The sequence below is a fragment of the Alteromonas gracilis genome (genome assembly GCF_036870955.2).
Classification (GTDB): domain Bacteria; phylum Pseudomonadota; class Gammaproteobacteria; order Enterobacterales; family Alteromonadaceae; genus Alteromonas; species Alteromonas gracilis_A.
Genome location: NZ_CP145482.2, coordinates 222,683 through 245,832, shown reverse-complemented (window position 1 = coordinate 245,832; position 23,150 = coordinate 222,683). Strand labels below are relative to the sequence as shown.

The 23,150-nt window shown below is 43.9% G+C and carries 15 protein-coding genes and 5 pseudogenes; 7 read left to right on the top strand and 13 right to left on the bottom strand.

Annotated features, from left to right (window positions below; genetic code table 11):
• Positions 1-73: 73 nt before the first annotated feature.
• From V6N89_RS01205 to V6N89_RS01175, 7 genes and pseudogenes are all read right to left on the bottom strand, one after another.
• Entirely contained in the window at positions 74-946 is an 873-nt protein-coding gene (locus V6N89_RS01205) for a hypothetical protein (RefSeq protein WP_338520285.1), read from the bottom strand.
• Positions 870-1,073: pseudogene (locus V6N89_RS01200) on the bottom strand (transposase zinc-binding domain-containing protein); the annotation flags it as partial. The pseudogene V6N89_RS01200 and the gene V6N89_RS01205, both read right to left, overlap by 77 nt.
• A gap of 386 nt (positions 1,074-1,459) precedes the next feature.
• Positions 1,460-2,047 carry a single-stranded DNA-binding protein gene (locus V6N89_RS01195; RefSeq protein ID WP_338519795.1) on the bottom strand — a complete coding sequence of 196 codons (588 nt, stop codon included), beginning with the start codon at positions 2,045-2,047 and terminating at the stop codon, positions 1,460-1,462.
• 232 nt (positions 2,048-2,279) lie between these two features.
• Positions 2,280-3,843, bottom strand: a pseudogene (locus V6N89_RS01190) (sodium/sugar symporter).
• A gap of 338 nt (positions 3,844-4,181) precedes the next feature.
• A complete protein-coding gene (galK, locus tag V6N89_RS01185) occupies positions 4,182-5,321 on the bottom strand; it encodes a galactokinase (RefSeq protein WP_346993300.1) in 1,140 nt (379 codons plus the stop codon).
• Positions 5,314-6,371: pseudogene (locus tag V6N89_RS01180) on the bottom strand (UDP-glucose--hexose-1-phosphate uridylyltransferase). The gene galK and the pseudogene V6N89_RS01180 overlap by 8 nt, the downstream one beginning before the upstream one ends.
• 173 nt (positions 6,372-6,544) lie before the next feature.
• Positions 6,545-7,570 (bottom strand): aldose epimerase family protein, encoded by a 1,026-nt coding sequence (locus tag V6N89_RS01175; RefSeq protein ID WP_346993299.1) that lies wholly within the window; start codon positions 7,568-7,570, stop codon positions 6,545-6,547.
• Between the two features lie 303 nt (positions 7,571-7,873).
• On the opposite strand from V6N89_RS01175, the gene V6N89_RS01170 reads away from it, so the two are divergent.
• Positions 7,874-8,875 carry a LacI family DNA-binding transcriptional regulator gene (locus tag V6N89_RS01170; RefSeq protein ID WP_338519794.1) on the top strand — a complete coding sequence of 334 codons (1,002 nt, stop codon included), beginning with the start codon at positions 7,874-7,876 and terminating at the stop codon, positions 8,873-8,875.
• A 362-nt stretch (positions 8,876-9,237) separates the two neighbouring features.
• On the opposite strand, the gene V6N89_RS01165 is transcribed toward V6N89_RS01170, so the two are convergent.
• The gene (locus V6N89_RS01165) at positions 9,238-10,098 is read right to left on the bottom strand and encodes an alpha/beta hydrolase (RefSeq protein WP_346993298.1); all 861 of its coding nucleotides are present in this window, start codon (positions 10,096-10,098) and stop codon (positions 9,238-9,240) included.
• A gap of 197 nt (positions 10,099-10,295) precedes the next feature.
• Between V6N89_RS01165 and V6N89_RS01160 the strand changes: the two genes are divergently transcribed.
• A complete protein-coding gene (locus V6N89_RS01160; protein WP_338519791.1) occupies positions 10,296-10,946 on the top strand; it encodes a hypothetical protein in 651 nt (216 codons plus the stop codon).
• A gap of 71 nt (positions 10,947-11,017) precedes the next feature.
• Here V6N89_RS01160 and V6N89_RS01155 read toward each other — a convergent pair whose 3' ends face one another.
• Together V6N89_RS01155 and V6N89_RS01150 are read right to left on the bottom strand one after the other, a co-directional pair.
• The gene (locus tag V6N89_RS01155) at positions 11,018-11,602 is read right to left on the bottom strand and encodes an HAD family hydrolase (RefSeq protein WP_338519790.1); all 585 of its coding nucleotides are present in this window, start codon (positions 11,600-11,602) and stop codon (positions 11,018-11,020) included.
• Positions 11,603-11,661: 59 nt separating this feature from the next.
• Positions 11,662-13,017: an MFS transporter gene (locus tag V6N89_RS01150; protein ID WP_338519789.1), complete on the bottom strand. Its 1,356-nt coding sequence runs from the start codon at positions 13,015-13,017 to the stop codon at positions 11,662-11,664.
• Positions 13,018-13,283: 266 nt separating this feature from the next.
• Here V6N89_RS01150 and uvrA point away from each other — a divergent pair.
• Both uvrA and V6N89_RS01140 read left to right on the top strand, forming a co-directional pair.
• A pseudogene (gene uvrA / locus V6N89_RS01145) lies at positions 13,284-16,108 on the top strand (excinuclease ABC subunit UvrA).
• Between the two features lie 157 nt (positions 16,109-16,265).
• Positions 16,266-16,433, top strand: a complete 168-nt coding sequence (locus tag V6N89_RS01140; protein WP_338519788.1) for a hypothetical protein — start codon at positions 16,266-16,268, stop codon at positions 16,431-16,433.
• Between the two features lie 62 nt (positions 16,434-16,495).
• Here V6N89_RS01140 and V6N89_RS01135 read toward each other — a convergent pair.
• Positions 16,496-17,996 (bottom strand): annotated as a pseudogene (locus V6N89_RS01135) (Hsp70 family protein).
• Between the two features lie 326 nt (positions 17,997-18,322).
• Here V6N89_RS01135 and V6N89_RS01130 point away from each other — a divergent pair.
• Positions 18,323-20,479, top strand: coding sequence for a winged helix-turn-helix domain-containing protein (locus V6N89_RS01130; RefSeq protein ID WP_338519787.1), 2,157 nt, complete (start codon positions 18,323-18,325; stop codon positions 20,477-20,479).
• Positions 20,480-20,789: 310 nt separating this feature from the next.
• On the opposite strand, the gene V6N89_RS01125 is transcribed toward V6N89_RS01130, so the two are convergent.
• Together V6N89_RS01125 and V6N89_RS01120 are read right to left on the bottom strand one after the other, a co-directional pair.
• Positions 20,790-20,972 carry a hypothetical protein gene (locus V6N89_RS01125; protein ID WP_338519786.1) on the bottom strand — a complete coding sequence of 61 codons (183 nt, stop codon included), beginning with the start codon at positions 20,970-20,972 and terminating at the stop codon, positions 20,790-20,792.
• Between the two features lie 186 nt (positions 20,973-21,158).
• On the bottom strand, positions 21,159-21,320 hold the full coding sequence (locus tag V6N89_RS01120; protein WP_338519785.1) for a hypothetical protein: 162 nt from the start codon (positions 21,318-21,320) through the stop codon (positions 21,159-21,161).
• On the opposite strand from V6N89_RS01120, the gene V6N89_RS01115 reads away from it, so the two are divergent.
• Both V6N89_RS01115 and V6N89_RS01110 read left to right on the top strand, forming a co-directional pair.
• Positions 21,319-21,927 carry a hypothetical protein gene (locus V6N89_RS01115; RefSeq protein ID WP_338519784.1) on the top strand — a complete coding sequence of 203 codons (609 nt, stop codon included), beginning with the start codon at positions 21,319-21,321 and terminating at the stop codon, positions 21,925-21,927. The two genes, V6N89_RS01120 and V6N89_RS01115, sit on opposite strands and share 2 nt — an antisense overlap.
• A gap of 166 nt (positions 21,928-22,093) precedes the next feature.
• On the top strand, positions 22,094-23,014 hold the full coding sequence (locus V6N89_RS01110; RefSeq protein ID WP_338519783.1) for a HEAT repeat domain-containing protein: 921 nt from the start codon (positions 22,094-22,096) through the stop codon (positions 23,012-23,014).
• The last annotated feature ends 136 nt before the right edge of the window (positions 23,015-23,150 follow it).

Genomic DNA, 23,150 nt, shown 5'->3' with positions numbered 1-23,150 from the left:
AAAAGCCCAGCGACCATGCTGGGCTTTTTGTATGTAGCTAACGAGCAATCAGCTCGATGTCTGGATAATATTCTTAAAGAGGAACAAGCGCTCCTCCTCTAACGTTATCTGTAGGCCAAGCGTAACTATTAGTCACTTGCCACATCTGAGAACCTAAATTACGACCAGAAGGCGTTTGAAAGACCACCTGAACGTCAACGAACCAGTTTTCTCTGAACGGTTGGCCTCTACCGTGCACCTCTATGATGGTTTCATAATCGCCACCGCCGCTCGTAGACTCTTCAAGCTGGTCCTCGTCTCGAATAACGACAATAACACGGTCGTTATCATCGTTGTCATTTGAAACACCCAGTTTTTTTTCAACGTTCAGTTTGTCTAATTTATTTAGCGAGTTTTGAATGATAGTAAATTTTTTTTCAGCAAGGCTGAACTCATCAGTTGAAATCCCAATATAGGCAGCAAGTGCGTTTCGATATTCTTGATGTACTTCAGACAGTTCATTTAATAGCGCTTGGGGTATCGGATTGTTACCGTTAATAAGTTGGCGATAGGAAATGGCTGCGGGATGGTCGTCGAAAACGTACGGAAGCTGCAAAGTCTCAGCATCTACATTTCCTCTTATAACTGCGTGAAACTTTTTATACGTCTCGAACGGCATGCCTAACTGATTAGGAATATATTCGACAACAGATTGCCCGCTTAGGTGTGAATTAGACCCTGATGCCGTCGTCGAAAAAATGACGATGCTGCAAATAAAAATTAAGGTTTTAAATTGATTCATAACGAATTCCTTTTGTATAAATGAAACAAATAAAATCACTTGCTCTTCGATGCTAACAAGCAACGAGAACTTAAGCAATGACTTATCAAAAACCGCGGCACTTGCAACTAAACGCGACAAGCTTCTCATGCTTGCAATCACTGCATACCACTCGCAAAAATCCATGCTCTAAACCGCCACAACACAAAAAATCGTCAAACTCACGTTCGGCAAACTGTGGAAGTTGTTTCTCCTGTTATGATAAGGCTTCTTTAAACTCTGGATAATGACGTTCTACCAATTGATAGAGCAAGGTGTTTTCTGGCTAGGTTCGTTTGTAATATGCAGTTTGCTGTGTTGCCAGTAACGGTCTCATCCGTGATTGCGCTATTTGGATTATAGGATGGCAAACATTTGTAGAGTTATCGACTGGTCAATAAGTGGTTTTTGAGTGTCAAAGAGGTTAGTTCTTTATGTCCGCTTTCTGCTGTGTGTTCAATCGATGGACGCAACACATTAGTTAAACCTTTCTGCTGGTGATTCATATATTAATTGGTCAAATTTTAACATTTAAAGTTGTTACATTTAAATATAGGTCAATACGATAAAAAATCACCATTGCTATCATCCAAAAAATAAAAAAGCCGCTAACAATGCGGCTTTCAATGATTTATTGAGCAATTTTCGATTTGTTATTGATTAGAACGGAATATCGTCGTCAAAATCAAAGTCAGGCTCAGCCATTGGTGGAGTTTTTGGCTGTGACTGGTTGCTGCCACCTTGAGGCGCTTGATTATAACTGCCACCTTGGTTTTGGTTGTAGCCACCTTGACCGCCCTGCTGCTGGCCGCCACCCTGCTGCTGATAACCACCTTGGTTTTGATTGTAACCGCCACCTTGGTTGTTTTGCTGACGCTGATAACCACCGTTACCACCGCCACCTTCAGCACCACGACCACCAAGCATTTGCATTTGGTCTACGATAATTTCAGTAGTGTAACGATCTTGGCCTTGCTGGTCTTGCCATTTACGAGTCTGTAGTTTGCCTTCAACGTAAATTTGCGAGCCCTTCTTCAGGTACTCTCCGGCAATTTCTGCTAAGCGACGGTACATAGTAAGGCGATGCCACTCAGTGCGCTCTTGAACCTGACCTTGTTGGTCTTTCCAGCTTTCGCTAGTTGCTAGGCTTAAGTTCGCAACGGCGTTTCCGTTAGGCATGTATCTAACTTCGGGATCATTGCCAAGGTTTCCGACAAGAATAACCTTATTAACGCCTTTCGTTGCCATTGATGTCTCCTGTAACGTTTGTATATGGCTTACCGCTATAGTGTCTGGTTGACACGGCAGCGACAAGCGCGAAAATTCATCGGTATTAGTAAGCTAGTATATCGTATTCTACCAACAAAATTGGAAGTTTTTCACCGACTGACGCTTCGTCTTTTAATGCTAACAGCATTTTACCAAAGCGTCCTCTGCACTTTCGCCCTGTATTCAAGCCCTTACTCGAACGCTCCTGCCACTACCACCACGTAATGTAGAACGCTGTGGTAAGCACGATAACGGCAAGCGACGCCACATTGAAGCCTTTCGTAGTTGCAAACTGAACTTCATTTAGGTCAACGGCATTTTCGCTTACGCCTTTTTTCTCGAATAAAGACACAGCGATAGCAAGCCCCACACAAAGCAAAAATACGAGGCCAACGCGGTCAATAAACGGCAACTCAGGCCAAAACTGCCTAAACACAATGCTAAGAACAAACGATCCTAGTGCCGCAAGCAAGCCGCCATTGGCTGTGGTTTTCTTCCAAAACATACCAAGAACAAACAGTGCACAAATGCCAGGAGTGAAGAAGCCCGTAAATTCCTGAATATACTGGAAGGCTTGGTCAAAATTACCTAGCAATGGTTTTGCCACAAGCATGGCAATAACAAGCGCCACAAAGCTTACAATGCGCCCTACTTTAACGTAATGTTGCTGCGACTCATTTGGACGCTTGTCTTTATAAAGGTCCATTGTAAATATGGTCGAAACACTATTTGTCATCGACGCCAACGAAGACACGATCGCCGCCACAAGCGCTGCAAAAATAACCCCTTTCAAACCCACAGGCATAAGTGTCATCAAGCTGGGATAAGCTTGGTCAGGCTTTTGTAAGTCGGGCACAATAAGGACCGCTGCAATACCTGGTAACACCACAATTAGCGGCATTAAAAGTTTCAAAAATGCCGCAAATGCGATGCCTTTTTGTGCCTCTTGAACGCTTTTCGCCGCAAGGGTTCGCTGAATGATGTATTGATTGAAACCCCAGTACGAAAGATTCATGATCCACATGCCACCAATCAATACTGAAATTCCAGGTAAATCCATATAATGGGGATTGTCCTTAGACAAGATCATATCGAACTTTTCAGGGAGTTTGTTGGTAAGGTCAACAAAGCCTTGGAATGCACCATTGCCATCGCTGATTAAGTTAAGCGCGGTATAGGATAAGAAAAGGCCTCCAAAAACTAGCAATACCACCTGTATTATGTCGGTGAGTGCCACTGCCTTTAGCCCGCCATAAAGCGAATACGCCAGAGAAAACAAACCCAAAAACATCATGCCGTACATCATATCAACGCCCGAAATGGTATTGATAGCTAATGCTCCTAACCACAACACTGCCGTTAGGTTTACGAAGACATAAACGCCTAGCCAAAAAATTGCCATGACTTTACGAACGCGATGGTCGTAGCGCTGTTCTAAAAACTGCGGCATGGTGTAAATTTTGTGCTTCAAGAATATAGGTAGGAAGAATTTACCGACTAGAAGCAACGTGATAGCAGCCATCCATTCGTATGAGGCAATTGCCAGTCCCAGCTGATAACCAGAACCAGACATACCGATAATTTGTTCTGCAGAAATATTTGCTGCAATCAAAGATGCGCCTATCGCCCACCAAGGCAAGCTAGAGCTAAGCAAGGAAGTAATCGTTGGTATCTTTTTCGTGACCCTGCTTTTCACGAGACACCCACCACGCTATACCGATAAGCGCGACAACATATATCACAAACAACGTGATATCTAATGATGCTAATTTCATAGTTTTTCCCAAAGTTCTAATTTTGGGTGCGGCGATTTAAATTTTTGCAGGGTACACAGGTGAAAAATTGTTTTTATTATTTTTTAGGTTTTGCCACACCAGTGTAACGCCTTCTAAGAAGACGCCTTTTTGCAATGCAGTGTTTGAAAATAGAATCCTCTCAACACTTTTGATGATTGCGGTTGATATTAGTATCACACTTTGTTTAATTTTTTTAACTTATTTGTATCAATTTCGTTTTTTTGACAAAAAAAAGCCGCAATCTAATGATGCGGCTTAAGGGACACAAACAATCGTACGGGATGGATTGTTCTGTTTAAATAAATGTGTACAACGCGTTATGCAAAAGCACCTTGCGTTGCGGTGCAAACGTAGATGTCGGCGTTATAACCGGTTTCATCAAAATATTTGTCGGCAACCACCTGTTTGACTGCCTCGACTTTATCTGTCGGCGCTAAAGCAACAACACAGCCGCCAAAGCCGCCACCAGTCATGCGCACGCCCCCTGTACTGCCCAATACTTCATCAATAATCTCAACGAGATAATCGATAGGACGCACGGTAATCTCAAAGTCATCTCGCATCGAAACATGCGATTGCGCCATCGCTTTACTAACAGTCGCGATGTCGCCTGCTTTAAGCGCTTGGCTAGCGTCAAGCGTACGTGCGTTCTCGGTGATGATGTGCTTTGCTCGGCGATAAACCACCTCAGGCATATGTGCTTTTGCTGCTTCAAGCATGTCAATGTTGGCTTCGCGCAGTGATGAAACACCCAACAACGATGCGCCTTGCTCACACTGTTGACGACGTAGATTATATTCACTGTCTACCAGGCCACGTTTAACGTTCGAGTTAATAATGACAATTTGGTGAGTGTCAGGTAGCGGCGAATGCTCAATGGCAAGAGACTGGCAATCAAGCAGCATTGCCATGCCTTCATTCCCCATGGCAGAAATTAGCTGATCCATAATGCCGCACGAACACCCTACAAAGGTATTTTCAGCTTTCTGACCCAGAAGTGCTGCTTTAACGCCATCTAAAGGCAAGTCATAAAGTGCACTTATTGCTTTCAATATAGCGACTTCAAACGACGCTGAAGAACTTAGTCCGGCGCCTTGAGGAACATTTCCGGTTACAAGAAGGTTTGCACCTCCAAACTCAGGCATCGCTTCTTTTAATACTTTAACAACACCGCGCACGTAATTTGCCCAGCCTTGCTCTTCATCGTACTGAATATCGGCTAGCGGAAATTGGTTTTCCTGTTCACCATAGTCCATGGCAATAACTTTAATGTCATTGTCGTTGCGCTTGGAAGCCGCTACCCACGTGCCGAAATTAATTGCCGCGGGAAAAACAAAACCCTCGTTGTAATCAGTATGCTCACCAATAAGGTTTACTCGACCCGGGGCGTGAGCTACAAGCGCAGGCGACTCTGAGTAGTGCTGTTGGAAAGCTGAAGAAAGTGTTTTGTTATCCATTGGCGTTCTCACGTTTCTTATAGTGCACATTTGAAAGTGCTTTTAGTCTGTCAGCGGCTTGTTCAGGCGTCAGATCTCGTTGCGCTTCAGCCATCATTTCGTATCCCACCATAAACTTCCTTACACTTGCAGAGCGAAGTAATGGAGGGAAGAAATGCGCATGCAGTGTCCATTCAGGATGATCTTCACTATCAAATGGTGCACTATGCCATCCCATCGAATATGGGAAAGAAGTTTCGAAAAGGTTGTCATACTTTGCAGTAATGTCACCAATTATTTGTGCCAGTGCAAAAGACTGCTCGCCGTTTAAATCCGGCATCGATTGTACGTTGAATCGCGGTAATAACAGTGTTTCAAATGGCCATGCCGCCCAATAAGGAACTACTACAACCCAATAATCATTTTGACAAACAACACGCTCTTGTTTTGCAACTTCTTGCTCGGCGTAATCCAATAACATGGGTGTCGCATTATCAGCGTAATATTGCTTTAGCTGAACCAGTTTCTTAGCTGGGTCTGTAGGCAGGTGCTGCTGCGCCCATACTTGTCCATGAGGGTGCGGGTTAGAACACCCCATCATTGACCCTTTGTTTTCGAACACCTGAACCCATCGGTACGTCTCACCAAGTTCTTTGGTTTGCTCTTTCCAACATTCTACCACTTCAGCGCGCTCTTCATTGGAAAGCTCAGGTAGTGTTTTACTATGATCCGGAGAGAAACAAATAACGCGACTGCAACCTTGCTCAGTCTCAAACTGAAACAGACCTTTCTTTTCGCTAGTAACCTCTGTGTCCTTTTTTAGCGCCGCAAAATCGTTCTCAAAAACAAAGGTGCTTAGGTGTACTGAGGATTAACCTCACCGTTTACGCGCGTGTTACCTGGGCACAAATAGCAGGTTTCATCATAGGCTGGTTTCTGCTCATTATTAGGCTCTTCAGACGCGCCCTGCCAAGGACGCTTAGCACGATGCGGCGACACCAATACCCACTCACCAAGCAACGGGTTGTATCTGCGGTGTGGATCATTCGTTGGGTCAAATGGGCTTCCCATATTCACTCTCTCTGAATCTGCTCTATCGTGCTTTGAGCACAACAAGGAACTTAAAAGGTTAAACGTTTACCCATCAATAGTATATTAAGAATGCTATTTTATCAATTCTGTAACAAAGAAAATTAATTGTTAATTTTATAACATTTGATTTTCTTTTGACTTTTTTGTCTTCGCTATTTTTTCACAGAAAACGCGTAGCGCATGACCATTTGAATAGGCTCACCAGGACGCACAATCGCATTTGGGAATTGTGGTTTGTTCGGCGCGTCAGGAAAATGCTGAGGCTCTAAACACAATGACCCGAGTTGCTCTGAGGTTTCTAAATTGCCAGTATAAAATTGTAGCCCTGGTAGTGAAGTATATAGCGACATCGCGATACCGGTATCCTTTGCTAACACTCGAGCTTGCGGCTGACCTTCTTGCGCATCACGCAATACATAGTTGTGATCGTATCCCCCCACCATTTTATAAAGCGCAATAGGGTTACTCGCATTGGCTCGCTCATTGATGGCGATAAGCTCTCTAAAATCGAATGGCGTGTCTTTTACGTCAACATAATTACCCGTTGGCAGCAAACTGGCGTCTGCTTCAGTGACATTTTCAGCATCTATATACAGTTGCGTAGTGCCTATAGTTGCTTCATTGCTCAACGTAAAGTACGCATGCTGTGTAAAGCTCAACGGCGTCGCCTTGTCAGTGTCAGCCGTCATAACAAGCGTGAGTGTGTCGTTATTATCTAACGTATATCGCGCTGTAACGTTAACATTACCTGGAAACCCACCTTCTCCATCAGGGCTGGTAAGCTGAAGGGTTACGCTTAGTTCGTCGTTTGTCGATTCACTCGTCGCGTTCCACACTTTTTTATGAAACCCTGCATTGCCGCCGTGTAGGTTGTGTTCACCGCCATTTTTATCGAGAAGATACTGGGTTCCATCTAGCGTAAATGTAGCGTTGCCGATACGGTTGGCATAACGACCTACGATGGCTCCTAAATAGCTAGTGTCTTGGATATAATCATCAAGTGACGCTAAACCCTGCACGCAATTTTTGCGAGCGCCATAAGCGTCAGTCAATGTTATCGCTTTAATGATACCCCCGAAGTTTAGCAATTCGACTTGCATACCGTTTGCATTGGTTAGGGTAAACTTATTAACTGTGTCGCCCCCAATTTCACCAAATTTTGTGATTTCTATATTCATAACAAACTGTTTACCTTTTGCGAGCGTTAAGCGAAGAAAAACTCATTTTTCAAAACCGTCGAAAAATTAAATTGGTACAAATTTCACTGTTTTTTTCAGGTTGAGGTTATACGTTTTCCGTGATGATTTACAGTGGTTTGGCTAAATTCACGCTATGGTATAACCACTTGCCATTTTTCGTTACATACATTCGATTGCAATGCGCGAGAATTTTATCTTTTTTTGTAAATATAATGTACGCTATGAAAACTTTGGGTTTGAGTAAACCCGTTTATTTCCCGCAATGATGAAGTTTGAAAGACAATGGCAACAATAAAAGACATAGCCCAAGCCGCAGGTGTGTCGCTGGCGACTGTTTCACGAGTGATAAATAATGGACCCAAGGTGGGTAACGACACCCGCCAGCGTGTCAAAAAAATAATGGAAGAGATGGGCTATCGCCCAAATGCAAATGCGAGGGCGCTAGTAACAAAACGCAGCGCGTCGCTAGGCGTTGTCATTGCAGAACTTCACGACCCATTTTTCGCCATGCTAGCACACGGCGTTGAATCTATTACGCGAAAGAATAATGTTCAGATATTGTTGAGTGCAGGCTCCATCGAAAAAGACACCGAGCTTCGCGCTATAGAAACGCTTCTAGAACATCGGGTTGAAGCTATGGTTGTGCATAGTAAAGCACTCGATGACGAGACCCTCATCGACTTTGCAAAACAGGTGCCTGGATTTGTTTTGATTAACCGTTATATTCCAGAAATTGCTAATCGATGCGTATGGCTAGACAACGTAACAGGTGGAAGATTGATGGCGGAATATGCGATTAATCAAGGTCACCAACATTTGGCCGTTATTAGCAGTCAATATCGCATCGATGACCCAAATCATCGCCTTGAAGGCATTCACAATGCGGTGAAAGAAGCGAAGCTAGATTTGCCGGAGAGCATGGTTGAATACGCTACTCCCGATCAAGAAGGTGGTGAACTAGCAATGCAAAACCTTCTTGCCACTGGCGCGAAGTTTACTGCAGTACTTGCGTATAACGATGCAATGGCTTCTGGCGCTATGACCATGCTGCAAGACCACGGTATCGCCGTGCCAGAACAGGTTTCGGTAATGGGGTATGATGATGTGTTGTTGGCCAAGTACTGTCGCCCTAAACTAACAACGTTGCGCTATCCAGTTGAAATGATGGCGGCTAAAGCTGCAGAACTGGCGCTGAAATATGCGTCTGGTAGCAAGCCTGAAGAAGGACTTACCTTCAAATATACGCCCACCGTTGTAAAACGTGACTCTGTGGTTCGCGTATAACGCGAACCTAACGGTTCTTTAATTTCGACTACAAAATAGCAAGTTTGCCTCTTTGTTAATCGAAATATGCTGCTTAAGTCGACTGGCAAATTCTAAAAATTTCATAGCGCATATCTATTGACAAAAATCAGCATGTGATCGTCAGTAATTATATTTTTATCCCCAATACGGAAAAACTCGCGATCCATTCGTCACTTAGGATCAAAAATCAACAAGATCGTAACACACTTCGCTACAGCGCTTGATTTTACTGTGATTTCGTGATCCGACCAGCTGTAGGCAATACGATCGTGATCTGTTGCTCTAAAAGGGTATTAACAGACTTACCAACAAGGTTTTCCACTACTTATCCACAGGCCAACTTAACGTCGTAGACTTGCTAAAAAACGACGATACTCAGAGATTGCATAGTCAGATCTGAGCGTTGCGTTATGTGTGGCACCGGGAATAATAGAAATAAGTTTTGCCTCACTCGCCGACTGTGCCAGCAGCTGTTGACTGATTGGATAAGGAGTAATTTTGTCTTGCTCACCTACAACCAACCAAAGCGGTCCATCGTAGTGACGTAAAATAGGTGCAATTTGCATGCTATGCACTTCATCGTGCAAGCGCATGCTGGTAATGGCATTAGAAAAACCAGGCACCATGTTAGCAATTAAGTCGGAAATATTATTAAAAGCACCGTCAAGCACAAGGGCATCAATTTGACGGTTTGCCGCAACGTAACTTGCAAAGTAGCTACCAATACCCCGTCCGTGAACAATTGTAGGTAACGTATTATCAAAAGTAGTTTTGACATAATCAAACTGAGTGAGTGCGTCTTGCTTTATGGCATCGATACTTAAATCATTCGACTTTTCACTCGCTCCCACACCTTGATAATCGAGCCACAGAATATTTGCAGGCAGTTTACCCATGCGGTGTATTACGCTGTTGTTTTCGCTAATAGACATGCGGTTGTCAGCAAAAAAGAGAACGTTAACCATTGGGGTTGGATAAGATACAGCAACGCCTCTTAGCATAAGGCCTTGGTTGTTTTTTACTTCAACACGAGTAATACCTGCCGATGTTTTGTCTTGCTGAATAGCAGCATGCAACTTGGTCGTATCAAGCGGCTTTTGGTTTGTGTCTTGATAGAAAAACGCGGAAGGAGAAACGTTGATCGCGCAACTGCTTAGGCAAAGGCATAATGCAATACATAATAGACGTAGGTAAGAAGCCATAAGAATAAAACTGTCCGTGTTGATAACAAAACCAAAATGGTAAAAGTGTACCCAAAAGCACGCATAAAAAACCGTGAGTACTCAACTTCAATGTAACACACTGTTTGATTTTTCAACATGCAAAGCTGAAACAGTTTGCAACAGTTCGCCTATATCTCAAACCGCATTAGTTTCATATACTAGAGGCGTTTTACTTCGTGACACACCCAACTAATGACACAATAAACAGTGAATTCAGTATGATGTATAGCACAAACACATTACAGCGCTTATTAAGGACGACTTTTATCTGCTGTGGCCTTTCATTTGTGGTTGCCTGCGCATCTACGCCAGAGCCTGACTTCAACTCAAGCCTGATTCCAGCATCGCAACGCAAAGAGTATTTAGCGAGTCTTACAAAAGCCGAAGCATGTCCCCTTCACCTTGCAAGTTTAACCGATGAGCGTTCAAGCAAAGACTTGCTGGTTGGCAGTGACAATGTGTCTCAAGACGCGCTATTTAACTTGTTAAAACAAAGTTTGATGAATATGAATGTGACGCCTGATGTTGCTACAGATAACAGCGTGAAAGTATCTCTTGAACGGGCATTCGTAAAAACATTGGGGTCAAACATGGTGGCTACCGTGATTATCGATGTGCAATATCGTCCTCACTACGCGGACGAATATTCTCCTAGCGTGTCTTATCGCGGAAAAGGTATGCAAGTGAATGCTGAAAGTGCCGATAGCCAAGGCTACGATCGTGCAGAGGACGCCATTGAAGAAGCTATCACTCAAGCTACCCGTCGGTTAAAATCATCACTTTTGCATGAGTGCGAAGGCTCGGTTACAAACGCAAATGCTATTTAGCAGCTACGAAATAGCTTTCCTGAAAGTTGTCAGTAAACACAAAACCTGAATAGGCCACATTATAGGCCGCATTATGCTTGGATGTGGCCATTTTCCACTAAGATGCATGTCATTCCGCCATCGACGGCTGCTTGCCTTCCCATCTCTGTATCTTCAAAAACTACGCAGTCTTTAGGTGCAATTCCCATTGTTTCTGCCGCTTTGAGAAAGGTTTCAGGGTGAGGTTTACCCTCATTGACGTCATCGGCCGTTACCAATGCAGATAAATGCGCTAGTATCCCGTGCTTACTAAGAACCCACTTGGCGTGCTTCTTATCTGACCCCGTGCCTATTGCGATGGGCATAATCGATTTATAGTAATTGAAGACCGCTAACGTGCTCTGGATAAGTGTTGGTGTGTGTGAAAGCCCTTCGTATGCTCGTTGTTTAAACGCTGCGACGTTTTTTGGGCTATAGTTTTTACCATAGCGGTGATTCATCATGTCCACAGTGGCTAGCGACGGAACGCCGCCAAGGCTGTATTGAAAATCACTGTCAAATGGGTAGCCGAACTCTTCACAGGCCAATCGCCACGCCTCAATGTGCGCAGCCATTGAATCAACTAACGTGCCGTCCATATCGAAGATAATGCCCTTAAACGCACTAAGATCTATCATTATCGTCCTCCAGTACCAGCAGGCTAATGCCCTGAAATTAGCTTAATGTATGGTGCACACTAAAAAGTATCTAACACATCTCGCGCTTTTACCGCGTCGAATTCGCGGTTTACTTTCAAATACACCGCACCATTATCACCATTCAACGTGACCTCTAGTACACCTGGAACAACACTTAGCTGTTGTTCCAGATTGTGTTGATGTGTTTGGTTCATTGCGTCGATACTCAGCGATGATTGCATCATTACACGTTTAACGCGACTGACTTCTTGTAGGCCGCTAATAACAACTAACCACATTAACGTACTAATCGCACCCACTAAATACGCTATTTCTGGGGTCCAAATATCGGTAACTAGACCTGAAACCACACCACCTAAAAACGCACCAAAAAACTGGAAACTTGCATATATTCCCATTGCCGTACCCTTCTTGCCCGCTGGCGCAATACTTGATACTAACGCTGGAAAATTGGCTTCAAGGTAGTTAAAGCCAGTGAAAAACAGTACTACGGCCGTGGTTACTAGCCACCAATTTTGAACTTGTAAGCTGAGTGCAAGAAATGCGCTTCCCATAAGCAAGATAGCTATGTATAGAAGTGATTTAGGCGTACGGCCTCGCGCAGCTCCCATCATTATAATAAGTCCAACAATAGAAAGACCTAATACTGGCAGGTAAACACTCCAGTGGCTTTCTAAAGTCATATCAAACTGTAACAACGTTAAAGGCAGCTGCACAAATAACAGCGTAATGAGCATATGAAGCACCATCACGCTTACGTTTAGGCGCCATAACTGAGGTGAAAGTAAGAGTTGTTTTAATTGGTCTTTTTGCGGAAGCGTGTCACCACTACTTAACGGTTCGCCGTTTGGCACTACCCACTTAACAAGTGGCATACATAGCAATGCGAGTATGCCCGTAATGGCAAAAACGCCCGCCAGCCCATAACTGTTGGCAATTAACGGGCCCAGTATTACAGCAAGGTAAAACGAAAACCCAATTGCTATACCAATAATTGCCAGCACTTTAGCGCGTTGACTTTCGCGGCTCACATCTGTGGCCAGAGCCATAATGGCGCCTGCAATAGCGCCCGCTCCCTGAAGAATACGACCGACTATCATCATCATCATACTGTCGGCGTACGCGGCCACAAAACTACCTACAGCAAATACGCTTAAGCCAAGCAGAATTACAGGTTTGCGACCCCATTTATCTGACATCATGCCCATTGGAATTTGCAGTGCCGCCTGCGTTAGACCATAACCGCCAACGGCTAGCCCCACTAAAAGCGGTGAGTAATCGGGATAATTCATGGCTGCCACTGCTAGCACGGGCATAACCATAAACAGTCCCATCATGCGTAAGACGTATACCGAAGCTAGCGCAAGTGCAGCGCGTAATTCCAAAGCGTTCAAAGCGTCAGTGTTCCTCAAAAGATGATCATTTACGCGTAGATAATCTCTACAACCTAAGCATTAAGGTCGCGAAGTGTAGCACAAATTGTACATGTGCCCACGTTCCTTACTGCGGATTAATACTTCGCGTCTAGCGCCTGTTCAGTCAACATATGCGCATTGCCAAGATGTGATCCCAAGTGTCGCTATTAAGTATAACTTGATTGTCATATCACTTTGGTTGACAGCTATGGCATACTGATTCTTTTTCTCTCATTTAGGCTTCAATGGATAAAATCGAAATTCGCGGTGCTCGCACCCACAACTTGAAAAACATCGATTTAACACTGCCACGAGACAAACTGGTGGTGATAACGGGCCTGTCGGGCTCGGGAAAATCGTCTCTTGCATTCGACACCTTGTACGCGGAAGGCCAACGACGTTACGTTGAGTCATTGTCTGCGTATGCACGTCAATTCCTTTCCATGATGGAAAAGCCAGATGTTGACCATATTGAAGGCCTGTCGCCTGCAATATCCATTGAGCAAAAATCAACATCACATAACCCGCGCTCGACAGTGGGTACAATAACTGAAATTTACGATTACCTTCGCTTGATGTTTGCTCGCGTAGGTACACCGCGTTGCCCAGACCATGATGTGCCGCTTGATGCACAAACGGTCAGTCAAATGGTCGATAAGGTGCTTGCAATGCCAGAAGGCAGCAAATTAATGTTGCTTGCTCCTATTGTGAAAGACCGCAAAGGTGAGCACGTTAAAACCTTACAAAACCTATCGGCACAAGGTTTTATACGAGCGCGTATTGATGGGGACGTATGTGATTTGTCTGACCCTCCCCCGTTGGACTTACATAAAAAGCATACCATTGAAGTGGTCGTCGACCGCTTTAAAGTTCGTGAAGACATGGCGCTGCGCTTATCAGAGTCATTTGAGACTGCGTTAGCACTTGCTGGAGGCAACGCGGTAGTTGCTGATATGGACGATAAAGACGCCGAAGAAATCGTGTTTTCGGCTAATTTTGCATGTCCACACTGCGGATACAGTTTAAGCGAGCTAGAGCCTCGCCTGTTTTCATTTAATAACCCTGCGGGTGCTTGCCCTACTTGTGACGGTTTGGGTACACGACAGTTTTTCGACCCAGCTCGTGTGGTTGGAAATGTTGAGCTAAGTTTGTCTGGTGGCGCAATACGCGGTTGGGACAAACGCAGTTACTACTATTTTCAAATGCTACAAACGGTTGCAGACCACTATGGTTTTAGCCTAACCGTTCCTTTCGAAGAACTTGATAAAAAGCACCAAGACATTGTGTTGTACGGCTCTAAGGGAAAATCACTGTCGTTCAAATACATTAATGAGCGCGGCGATATCATGGAGCGAAAGCATCCATTTGAAGGAATTATTCCTAACATGGAGCGCCGATATCGCGAAACAGAATCAAATTCTGTGCGCGAAGAGTTGGCAAAGTACTTAAGTCAACAGCCCTGTAACAGCTGTGACGGTACTCGCCTGCGCGTCGAAGCGCGCAACGTATTTATTGAAGGGACTAACTTACCAGCCATCGCTGACATGTCGATAGCAGACGCCTATGGCTTTTTCGAAACCTTAAGTCTAGAGGGACAAAAAGCTCAGATTGCTGAGAAGATCCTTAAGGAAATTCTCGACCGCCTGCGCTTCTTAGTAAATGTAGGACTTAATTATCTTTCTATGTCGCGTAGTGCCGACACGCTATCGGGAGGCGAAGCACAGCGTATTCGTCTAGCAAGCCAGATTGGTGCTAGGTCTTGTGGGTGTTATGTATGTTCTCGATGAGCCTTCAATTGGTCTGCACCAGCGTGATAACGAACGCTTGCTTGGCACACTTACTCATCTGCGTGACTTAGGTAACACCGTGTTAGTGGTAGAGCACGACGAAGATGCCATACGAGAAGCTGACTACATTGTTGATATTGGTCCTGGCGCTGGGGTACACGGTGGAGAAATTATTGCTGAAGGTTCGCTTGACGACATTAAGAACAGTGAACACTCACTTACTGGAAAGTACCTTTCTGGTCGAGAAAAAATAGACATACCAGCAACAAGAACCCCTGTTAAAGACAACCATTGGTTAGAGCTAAAAGGCGCTACAGGAAACAATTTAAAGTCTGTAGATTTACGGATCCCTACTGGTGTAATGACCTGTGTCACTAAGCGTGTCTGGTTCGGGTAAGTCTACGTTGATTAACGATACCTTTTACAAAATTGCACAGCGTGAATTAAATAAAGCGACTACCTCTGAGCCCGCACCGCACAAGTCAATGACTGGCCTTGAGCACCTTGATAAAGTGGTTGATATTGACCAAAGTCCTATCGGCAGAACACCTCGTTCTAACCCAGCGACATATGCGGGTATTTTTACTCCTATCCGCGAAATGTTTGCAGGCACACAAGAGGCACGCTCTCGCGGATACAAGCCGGGGCGTTTTAGCTTTAACGTGAAAGGTGGACGTTGTGAAGCATGCCAAGGTGACGGCGTTATTAAGGTAGAAATGCATTTTCTGCCCGACGTTTACGTGCCATGTGATGTTTGCCAAGGCAAACGCTACAATCGCGAAACGTTGGAAGTTAAATACAAAGACAAAAACATACACGAAGTACTTGAAATGACCGTCGAAGACGCGCGTCATTTCTTTGATGCCATTCCCGCTATTTCGAGAAAACTGCAAACGCTTATGGATGTTGGGCTGTCTTACATTCGACTAGGCCAAGCAGCAACGACGTTATCAGGTGGCGAGGCCCAACGTGTAAAATTAGCAAAAGAGTTGTCAAAAAGAGACACTGGGCAAACCCTTTACATTCTGGATGAGCCAACAACAGGGTTACACTTCCACGACATTAAGCAGTTGCTTGCAGTGCTACACAGGCTGCGCGACCACGGTAATACCGTTGTCGTTATTGAGCATAACCTTGATGTAATCAAGACTGCTGACTGGATAGTTGACCTTGGGCCTGAAGGTGGATCCGGAGGTGGCCAGATTATTGCAGAAGGAACACCAGAGCATGTGGCTGAACAATCAGTCTCACACACTGGACGTTTCTTAAAGCCCATGCTGTAGCAAGCACACACCGCGTTTTGACGACAAAATGTTCGAAAAAAAACGTTTTGTCGCAAAAATTGATAAAATTAGCGCTGGTCAGAGCTTGTTTTGGTGAATCATAGGATACGATGATTCGTGGATAATATTGCAGTAAGAATTGCTGGAGCGACAACGCATGAACCAAACGCCGCCATTAGCCTTAGTAAAAACTTGGTATCACTTACTTTCATCATCAGAAGATAACGATGTTAAAGCGCGCGCACAAGAGATGCTATTGAAAGCCTTTGAATCGCCTGAGGCGATAGCTAACTATTTAAAGCAGCACAATATTCTCCAGCACTAAATACAAAAAAAGCGTTAGTGATCATACTAACGCTTTTTTAATTGCTTACTTCTGACTTTGTTTCAGTGCTTTGCGGCCTGAATAGCAAGTCCTTCGCACACTGAATTAAATGCGTCATTCTCAAGACGAGGCAGTCCTGTCAGCAAGTTTTCGTAAAGCGCATCGACAACAATAGGCGACAAGCTCATACCTCCTGTAATCATAACCACTTCAGGTTTTTCTACACTATTTTCTAAGCACTCAACCACTAACGCTTTCACTTTATCCAACCATGGCTTTAAGGCTTTTCTCAATGCTTCTTGCGTTATCTCAACGTCAAAATCATCTTCAATGTAGTGCAGTGGTAACGTGATATTTTGTTTGCTCGACAATAGCTCTTTTGCAAGTCGTGCCGAGTTAACTACCCGTGCAGACAGCTTGTTTTCCTGTACGATTAACAGTCGCTCTAACTGCTCAGGCTCTTTGATGACGGACATCGTTTGAGATATATCTAAACCATAGTCATCAGAGAAAAACCGGGTTAACGCGGGAATATTATCTACCGCACACATATCAGAGAAATAGGTTGGTGGTACGGGTAGACCATTAATCATTTTAAGGCCCATCCCCATCTCTGGTGCAATAGCTTTAAGCACTAAACTTTTATCGCAGTCCATTCCCCCTAAGCGTCGGCTAAGTCACTGCCAATACGTCATCTTTTCTGTCCAATTGGTTCGTGCGTTCAGGAGATAGCTTTATGCAGCAGATATCAGTAGTCCCTCCACCGATATCGACAATAAGTGTCGTGGTATCTTTTGGCAGTGTTTGTTCAATTTTGTATGCGGCAGCAATAGGTTCATCAAGAAAGTTAACCGATGAAAAGCCTGCCATCGTTGCAGCCTCAGTCATAATTTGGATAGCTTGAACATTGCCTTCTTCACCGCGCGTGCCGTGAAACTTTACCGGGCGACCAATAACAGCGCTATCTACTGCCTTGCCAAGCTGCTGCTGTGCACACCCTTTGAAGTACGCCAACTGCTTCGCAATAATGCCAATGAATGCCTGCTTTTGGTCTTTATCCAACGACGCGCCAAGAAAGTTTTTCGGAGAATAAATCAATCTGCCTTTATCGGGCATTTTTAGAAAACGTCTGAACCCTTCTTCGCCAAAGGCAAACTTACCGTGTTCGACTAAACGCAACAAAGGTATCTCATCAAGAGACATGGCATGCATCAGTTGCGCTATGGCCTTTCGCTGAAGCGCAGGTTTGTTGTGTAAATCGCCTCGCAGCGAGTCGATTCGGTCGCTATACATGGCCTGCTCTTTAGGATCTTTAGCAGAATAGTAGCCGTCTTTAGCTTTATCTATCTGGTCGTTAATCATGCGCTGCAATTGTGCCACTTTCGCTTCAACCATAGCGTCTGGCGGCGGTGGTAATTCGTCCTCAAAGTAGATGAATACCGATGAACGAATCTTGTTCCCTTTCTTATCCAACGGGTCAAGTTTTATGTGCTGATGGACTTCCCCATCGAAATACACAACTTCAGAGTTTGATGTACCGTAATCAATCCCAATCGCAGTCATAGTAACGTCTTTGCACCTAGCGTTTTTCTAAAAAATAGCGGGTAAGTCTACTATACAAAATGGTTCTAGCCTATGACGTGACCGATGATTATTGCCATGGGCAGGGACGTTGAAGCAACCACCTGATTTAAATGAAAATTATAAGACTAGCGCCCCTACACTGCGATAGCAAAATACACAAACAGATACATTAAACTTCTTGTGTATATTGCACATTCTTAGTAACCAGTAGTTAGCAGAGACTTTGAATGTTTAAGATTGTCTCAAAAGTGTGTATTGTTTGGTTGAATCAATATTCTAATTCTAAAAAAATTGAGCTAGCTGGTATGAGTAACACGGTAATAGTGCAAGGTGGAGATCCCACAAATTCGCAAACAGAGACATTGCACGATTCCGGCCACGCAATTTTTTACTTTGAACAATTTGCCGTAGACACGCAGCAAGGTTTGCTTCTTACCAACGGCAATGAAGTCCCCATAGAGCCCAAAGTTTTCGATTTATTAGCCTACTTGTGTAGAAATGCTGACAGATACGTATTAGTCAGTGAATTGCACGAGGAAGTGTGGGCCGACCGGGTAGTAAGTGATGCCGCCGTTCGACGAGCCATCAGTAAGTTAAGAAATTTACTCGGCGGCGCCGATAACCAGTCGTTAATAAAGTCAGTGCATAAACGCGGGTACAAATTAGATTGCGAGGTCACATGTGAAATTAACAATGACACTGCACATCAAAGCGAAGGCATCCAGGAAGAATCACAGAACATAGAAGAAACACTACTTCCAAAAACACCCTCTCGGCCTGTTGGACACATTGTGGCGTGGTCCGTATTTTTTCTGGCTTTGCTCATCGGCACGCTGTTCTTTTCTATCTATCAAAGCCAAACCCCGACAGAGAAAAAGCTCGTCAATTTTTCAGGGGAAAAGATAAGCGCCAGTGTGAATGAGGAAGAAAGTGCTGTCGCCTTTGCAGGCAAATTAATCGGAGAGCAAGGCTTTCAGTTGTTCCACGCAAACCTTGAGACCCAATTCATTCATCAAATGACTCAAAACGCGAACAATGTGACGGAAGTGAAGTACTCGCGTGATCAGCAAAGTATTCTGTTTGTCGATCTTACTCTCGGGGCATCAGAAATCTTACGTAAAAACGTTCATGGTAGCGAAGATGCTACAACGTTGGTGGATGGTTTCAGTATTATATCGGACTTTGAGGAATCACATGACGGCAGCGGCCTCTATTTTACCGCAGTTAAAGACGTCCAAGGGACAGGCCAAGTCTACTATTTAGATTATGCTTCACAAGACATAGATGTGGTCACGTTTGCACACGATACTGACTCTAACGACTATCGCGTAGATATCTCACCTAACGGAGAGTACTTGCTTGTTACCACCTCGGTAAGTGGTCTAGAAGAGCATGTTTTATCAATATTTAATACACGCAATAGAGCTATTGAAAAACGTATTTTTCACGGTACCGGTTTTTATGAAGTAACCTGGTTAAACGACAAGGAAATCTTGCTCCTCGATAGCAATGAAATAGTAACGTTAGACATTGAAGACGCGACGCAAACTTATGTGGGCCCCAACCCAGATAGCAGCATAATTGACATAGAACCACTGGGCGGCGGGCAATTTATGATTGTTCGAAAGTCAGTTTCTGAATCATACTTTATTGAGGTAGATCTCCCCTCATTCGACACGTCAACGCAGAAGATTATCGCGACGCCAGGTAACTCTATAAGTGAAGTCCGTTACTTAGCCACGTCATCAAATCTCATATACGTCATAAAAGATGGCGAGCATACGGAACTTGCCATAAGGAAAAATGACGAGCAAGCGTCATTATTACAAACCACAATGTCACTAAACGTGCTTGATATCAGCCCAAAAGATGGTTTTATCTTACTTACCCTCGACGGCCTTTTAGCACTGCTAGAAATAGAAACCAACAACGTCCAATACATTACTTCTGGCGGCCAGATGATTGCCAAAGATGCGGTATTTAGCTCTGATGGAAATAGCGTTTTGTTTGGCGCAAAAGAATTGGGGGCGTGGAATATAAAAACCTATAACTTGGGCAACCAAACCATAGCGCCGCTGTTTGATGGCTATAAATCGGCACGACCAACACAAGACAAAGTTTTCTTACTTGATGAAAACAACGTACTTAACGTTTTTCACAGTAAAAGCAACACCACACAAACCTTGCCCTACTCATTACAGTCAGCGGAAAACACAAATTGGTATGCTGATCAGCAGTATATTTACTTTAGCGAATTTGATGGAAAAGAGACCCATTTTACCGTGCTCGACCACAACGGCATTGTTATCAATGAGAGAACATTTAGCGCATCGTCTATTAGCGCGTCGTTCGACGTTGACGATAAACGTTCTAAGGCAGTATTAAAAACCTGGCCCTATTCAGAAGCTGAAATTCTCTTACTTAACACTTCGGCACTTTCAGGTAGCGATGCAAAGTCATAGGGAAGCGTCGCGTGCTAATCGCACCAACAAAACACACTTTTTCTACTGTTTTAGCGCTTAATTAACGTCGAGAACAATGCTAAAAAGGTCAACCGCGTTAACAGTACGCTAGTCCTTGGGTTTCAAGAAAAACCAAAATATACCAATAAAAACATAGACATAAAAATGAAACCAAATTGTAACCATCGAGAATTCGACATGGTTACACTTCGGGTTGTATAAAAATTATGAAACAGTATTGCTATGGTTCTATTACTGCTGCTGATTTTCGTGCACTGTGTCTATGAATTGAGAAATCAACAATTACAAATCAAGAAAGGAAACGAAATATGACTACTCTACGTCTTAACACAATTACCACTTTTGCAGCAGCAACACTTCTTACTTTGTCAGTTGCAAGCGCAGCTAGCGCCACTGAAACCACAACCTCAAAAAGCAGCACGAAAGGGCAAAATGGCGCTTCTACTACTTCAGAGCCAGCGACTATTTGCACTATGGTTCCGAAACTTTGTGCAAGAGACTAACGCAGGCTCGTTTTTTGGAGTTGGTTGCTTTTCTACGGATGTGAAGTAGCGCAAGCGCAGTGGAGTAGAGTGGAAACGAACATCACTGCGCCGCTATAGTCTGAGCAACCTACCCCTTGTGACTCATGCTAGCCCTTATGTACGGGAATTGTTGACTATGTGTAGTGAACAACAGTTCCTCTAATCATGCTGAGAAACTCATAACGCAAAACAGAAGAAGAAACGACAAACAACATATCAATACTTGGACTTAGCAAAGTCTTATCGACGGCAAATTGCACTGTGCCACTTAAACCAGCTTTTAGGAATGTGACCATGAACCATGCTAAAACGGAAGAACTAGCGAAAGGCCAGCGAATTCGAGATTGGAAATTTGTAGTCGGATTAATAGTTGTTTTGGCTAGCAGTATTGTAGTGCTTGAAACTACACTGGGTAGACATGAACTTACCGCGTCATTAACGACACCAACAATCACTCACATATACGCTCCGCAAAGCGGCGTGGTGTCAGCAATGGAAAAAGCTGAAGGTCAATACGTTGAAGTCAACGATGTGTTGCTCACCCTTGCCGTCGAAAACGTTGACCAAGAACATACCATCTATTCGCCTATATCGGGTGTATTCACCCCGCAAAAGTCGGTAGGCGAAACTATTAATCAAGGAGACGTAATAGGACTGGTTGTGCCTAGTTCAGACGCAAATCAATTGTACTTCACCATTTTAAATGGCGATGTCAGTCAATTGTCTATTGGCGATAAATTAGCAATCTCGGATGACAGTACTACGTACCCAGGTATTTTGGCGATGATCGTTGGCGATAAATCTAGAACGTCAGGTTTAACACTGCTTGTTCTAACGAACACGTCTTTCTCATTAAAAAGCGAATTGGCGGCAAAAAAATACATGATAGAAAAATGGAAGTAAGCACCCCCAAAGATTTCATGAAAAACAGTTAGACAAATTTTGGCTCTTTTGCAGGGAAATAAATGAGCTGAGGGCTGTGATACTCAAATATCAGCGACATGATTCAGCCAAACTCTCATAACGAAAATCACCGATAAGCAAATTTGCAAAATTCGAGGAATTGAACATGAACACCGACAATACACTCGGTAACATTAGCGCGTTACCCCAAAGCATTTATCAAACGTCAGAACAGCACCCCATGCTTTTTAAGCTGATAAAAAAGCTTGCGACAACGCCCTACAGTTCATTTTTTGACTTTTCTGATGACTTTGAAAAATTGCTGTCTGCTGACTTCTTTAGTTTTGCAATCCCAAAAGAAATAAGTGCTTTTCAACAAAAAGAATACTACCAACTGCCATTACATGATTCAGGCGTGAACGTGAAGGGCTGGTCTATGATAAACACGCATTATTTTAGGTTAACCACCTTTTCTTTTGCCAAGAATAGTACACAATCACATCTTGAACGCGGGCCACAAAACCATAGCGTGCTCAAAACTGTGTCTAATGATACGCTGCTTTACTTCGCAAAATCAGAAGGCTCTGTACTCGATATTTATGAGATTTCCGATGAACTTGATACGGAAAGAGCATGCCAGTCGATTTCACTAAAGTCATCTGTGGCACTTAACGATGGTGCGATGGTCAAGCTTGAGGCTGGCCGTCATGCCGTGCACTTCAGAGTAATAAAGGACGACATGCTCTACCATGAGCTTTCTTGCCCTGAAAGCGATGTAAAAGTGATTGGAGAGTATGACCCAACATCACTTCAACTCGTCAACGTAAGTGTTGCCAACTTGTCTTCGTCTCGAGCAGAGATGTTCGCTGAAACAGTGGCTAACATGAAGCATAAATCGTCGATATCTGTATTAGAGAAACTAGCCGCCCATGCCGACTATTTTGTTCGTTGGAACGCGGCATTGAATCTTTATACGTTGGACTGTAATGCGGGCTTTCAACTTATTCACAAACTTACCGAAGACCCAAACCCAAATGTAAAAGCGACTGCACAACGATGCTGCGAAATGTTGTTTGAACAACACTAACAAGTAGCAAAAGGCTACCCACATTGACACATGATATTGTTAACGCTCAGCTCGACCGTGTTGATGGTACGTCACTAATAAGGGTGTAAAGTTAGCCAATACAGTTTTCATGGGAGCAGATAGATAAAGCACTGAA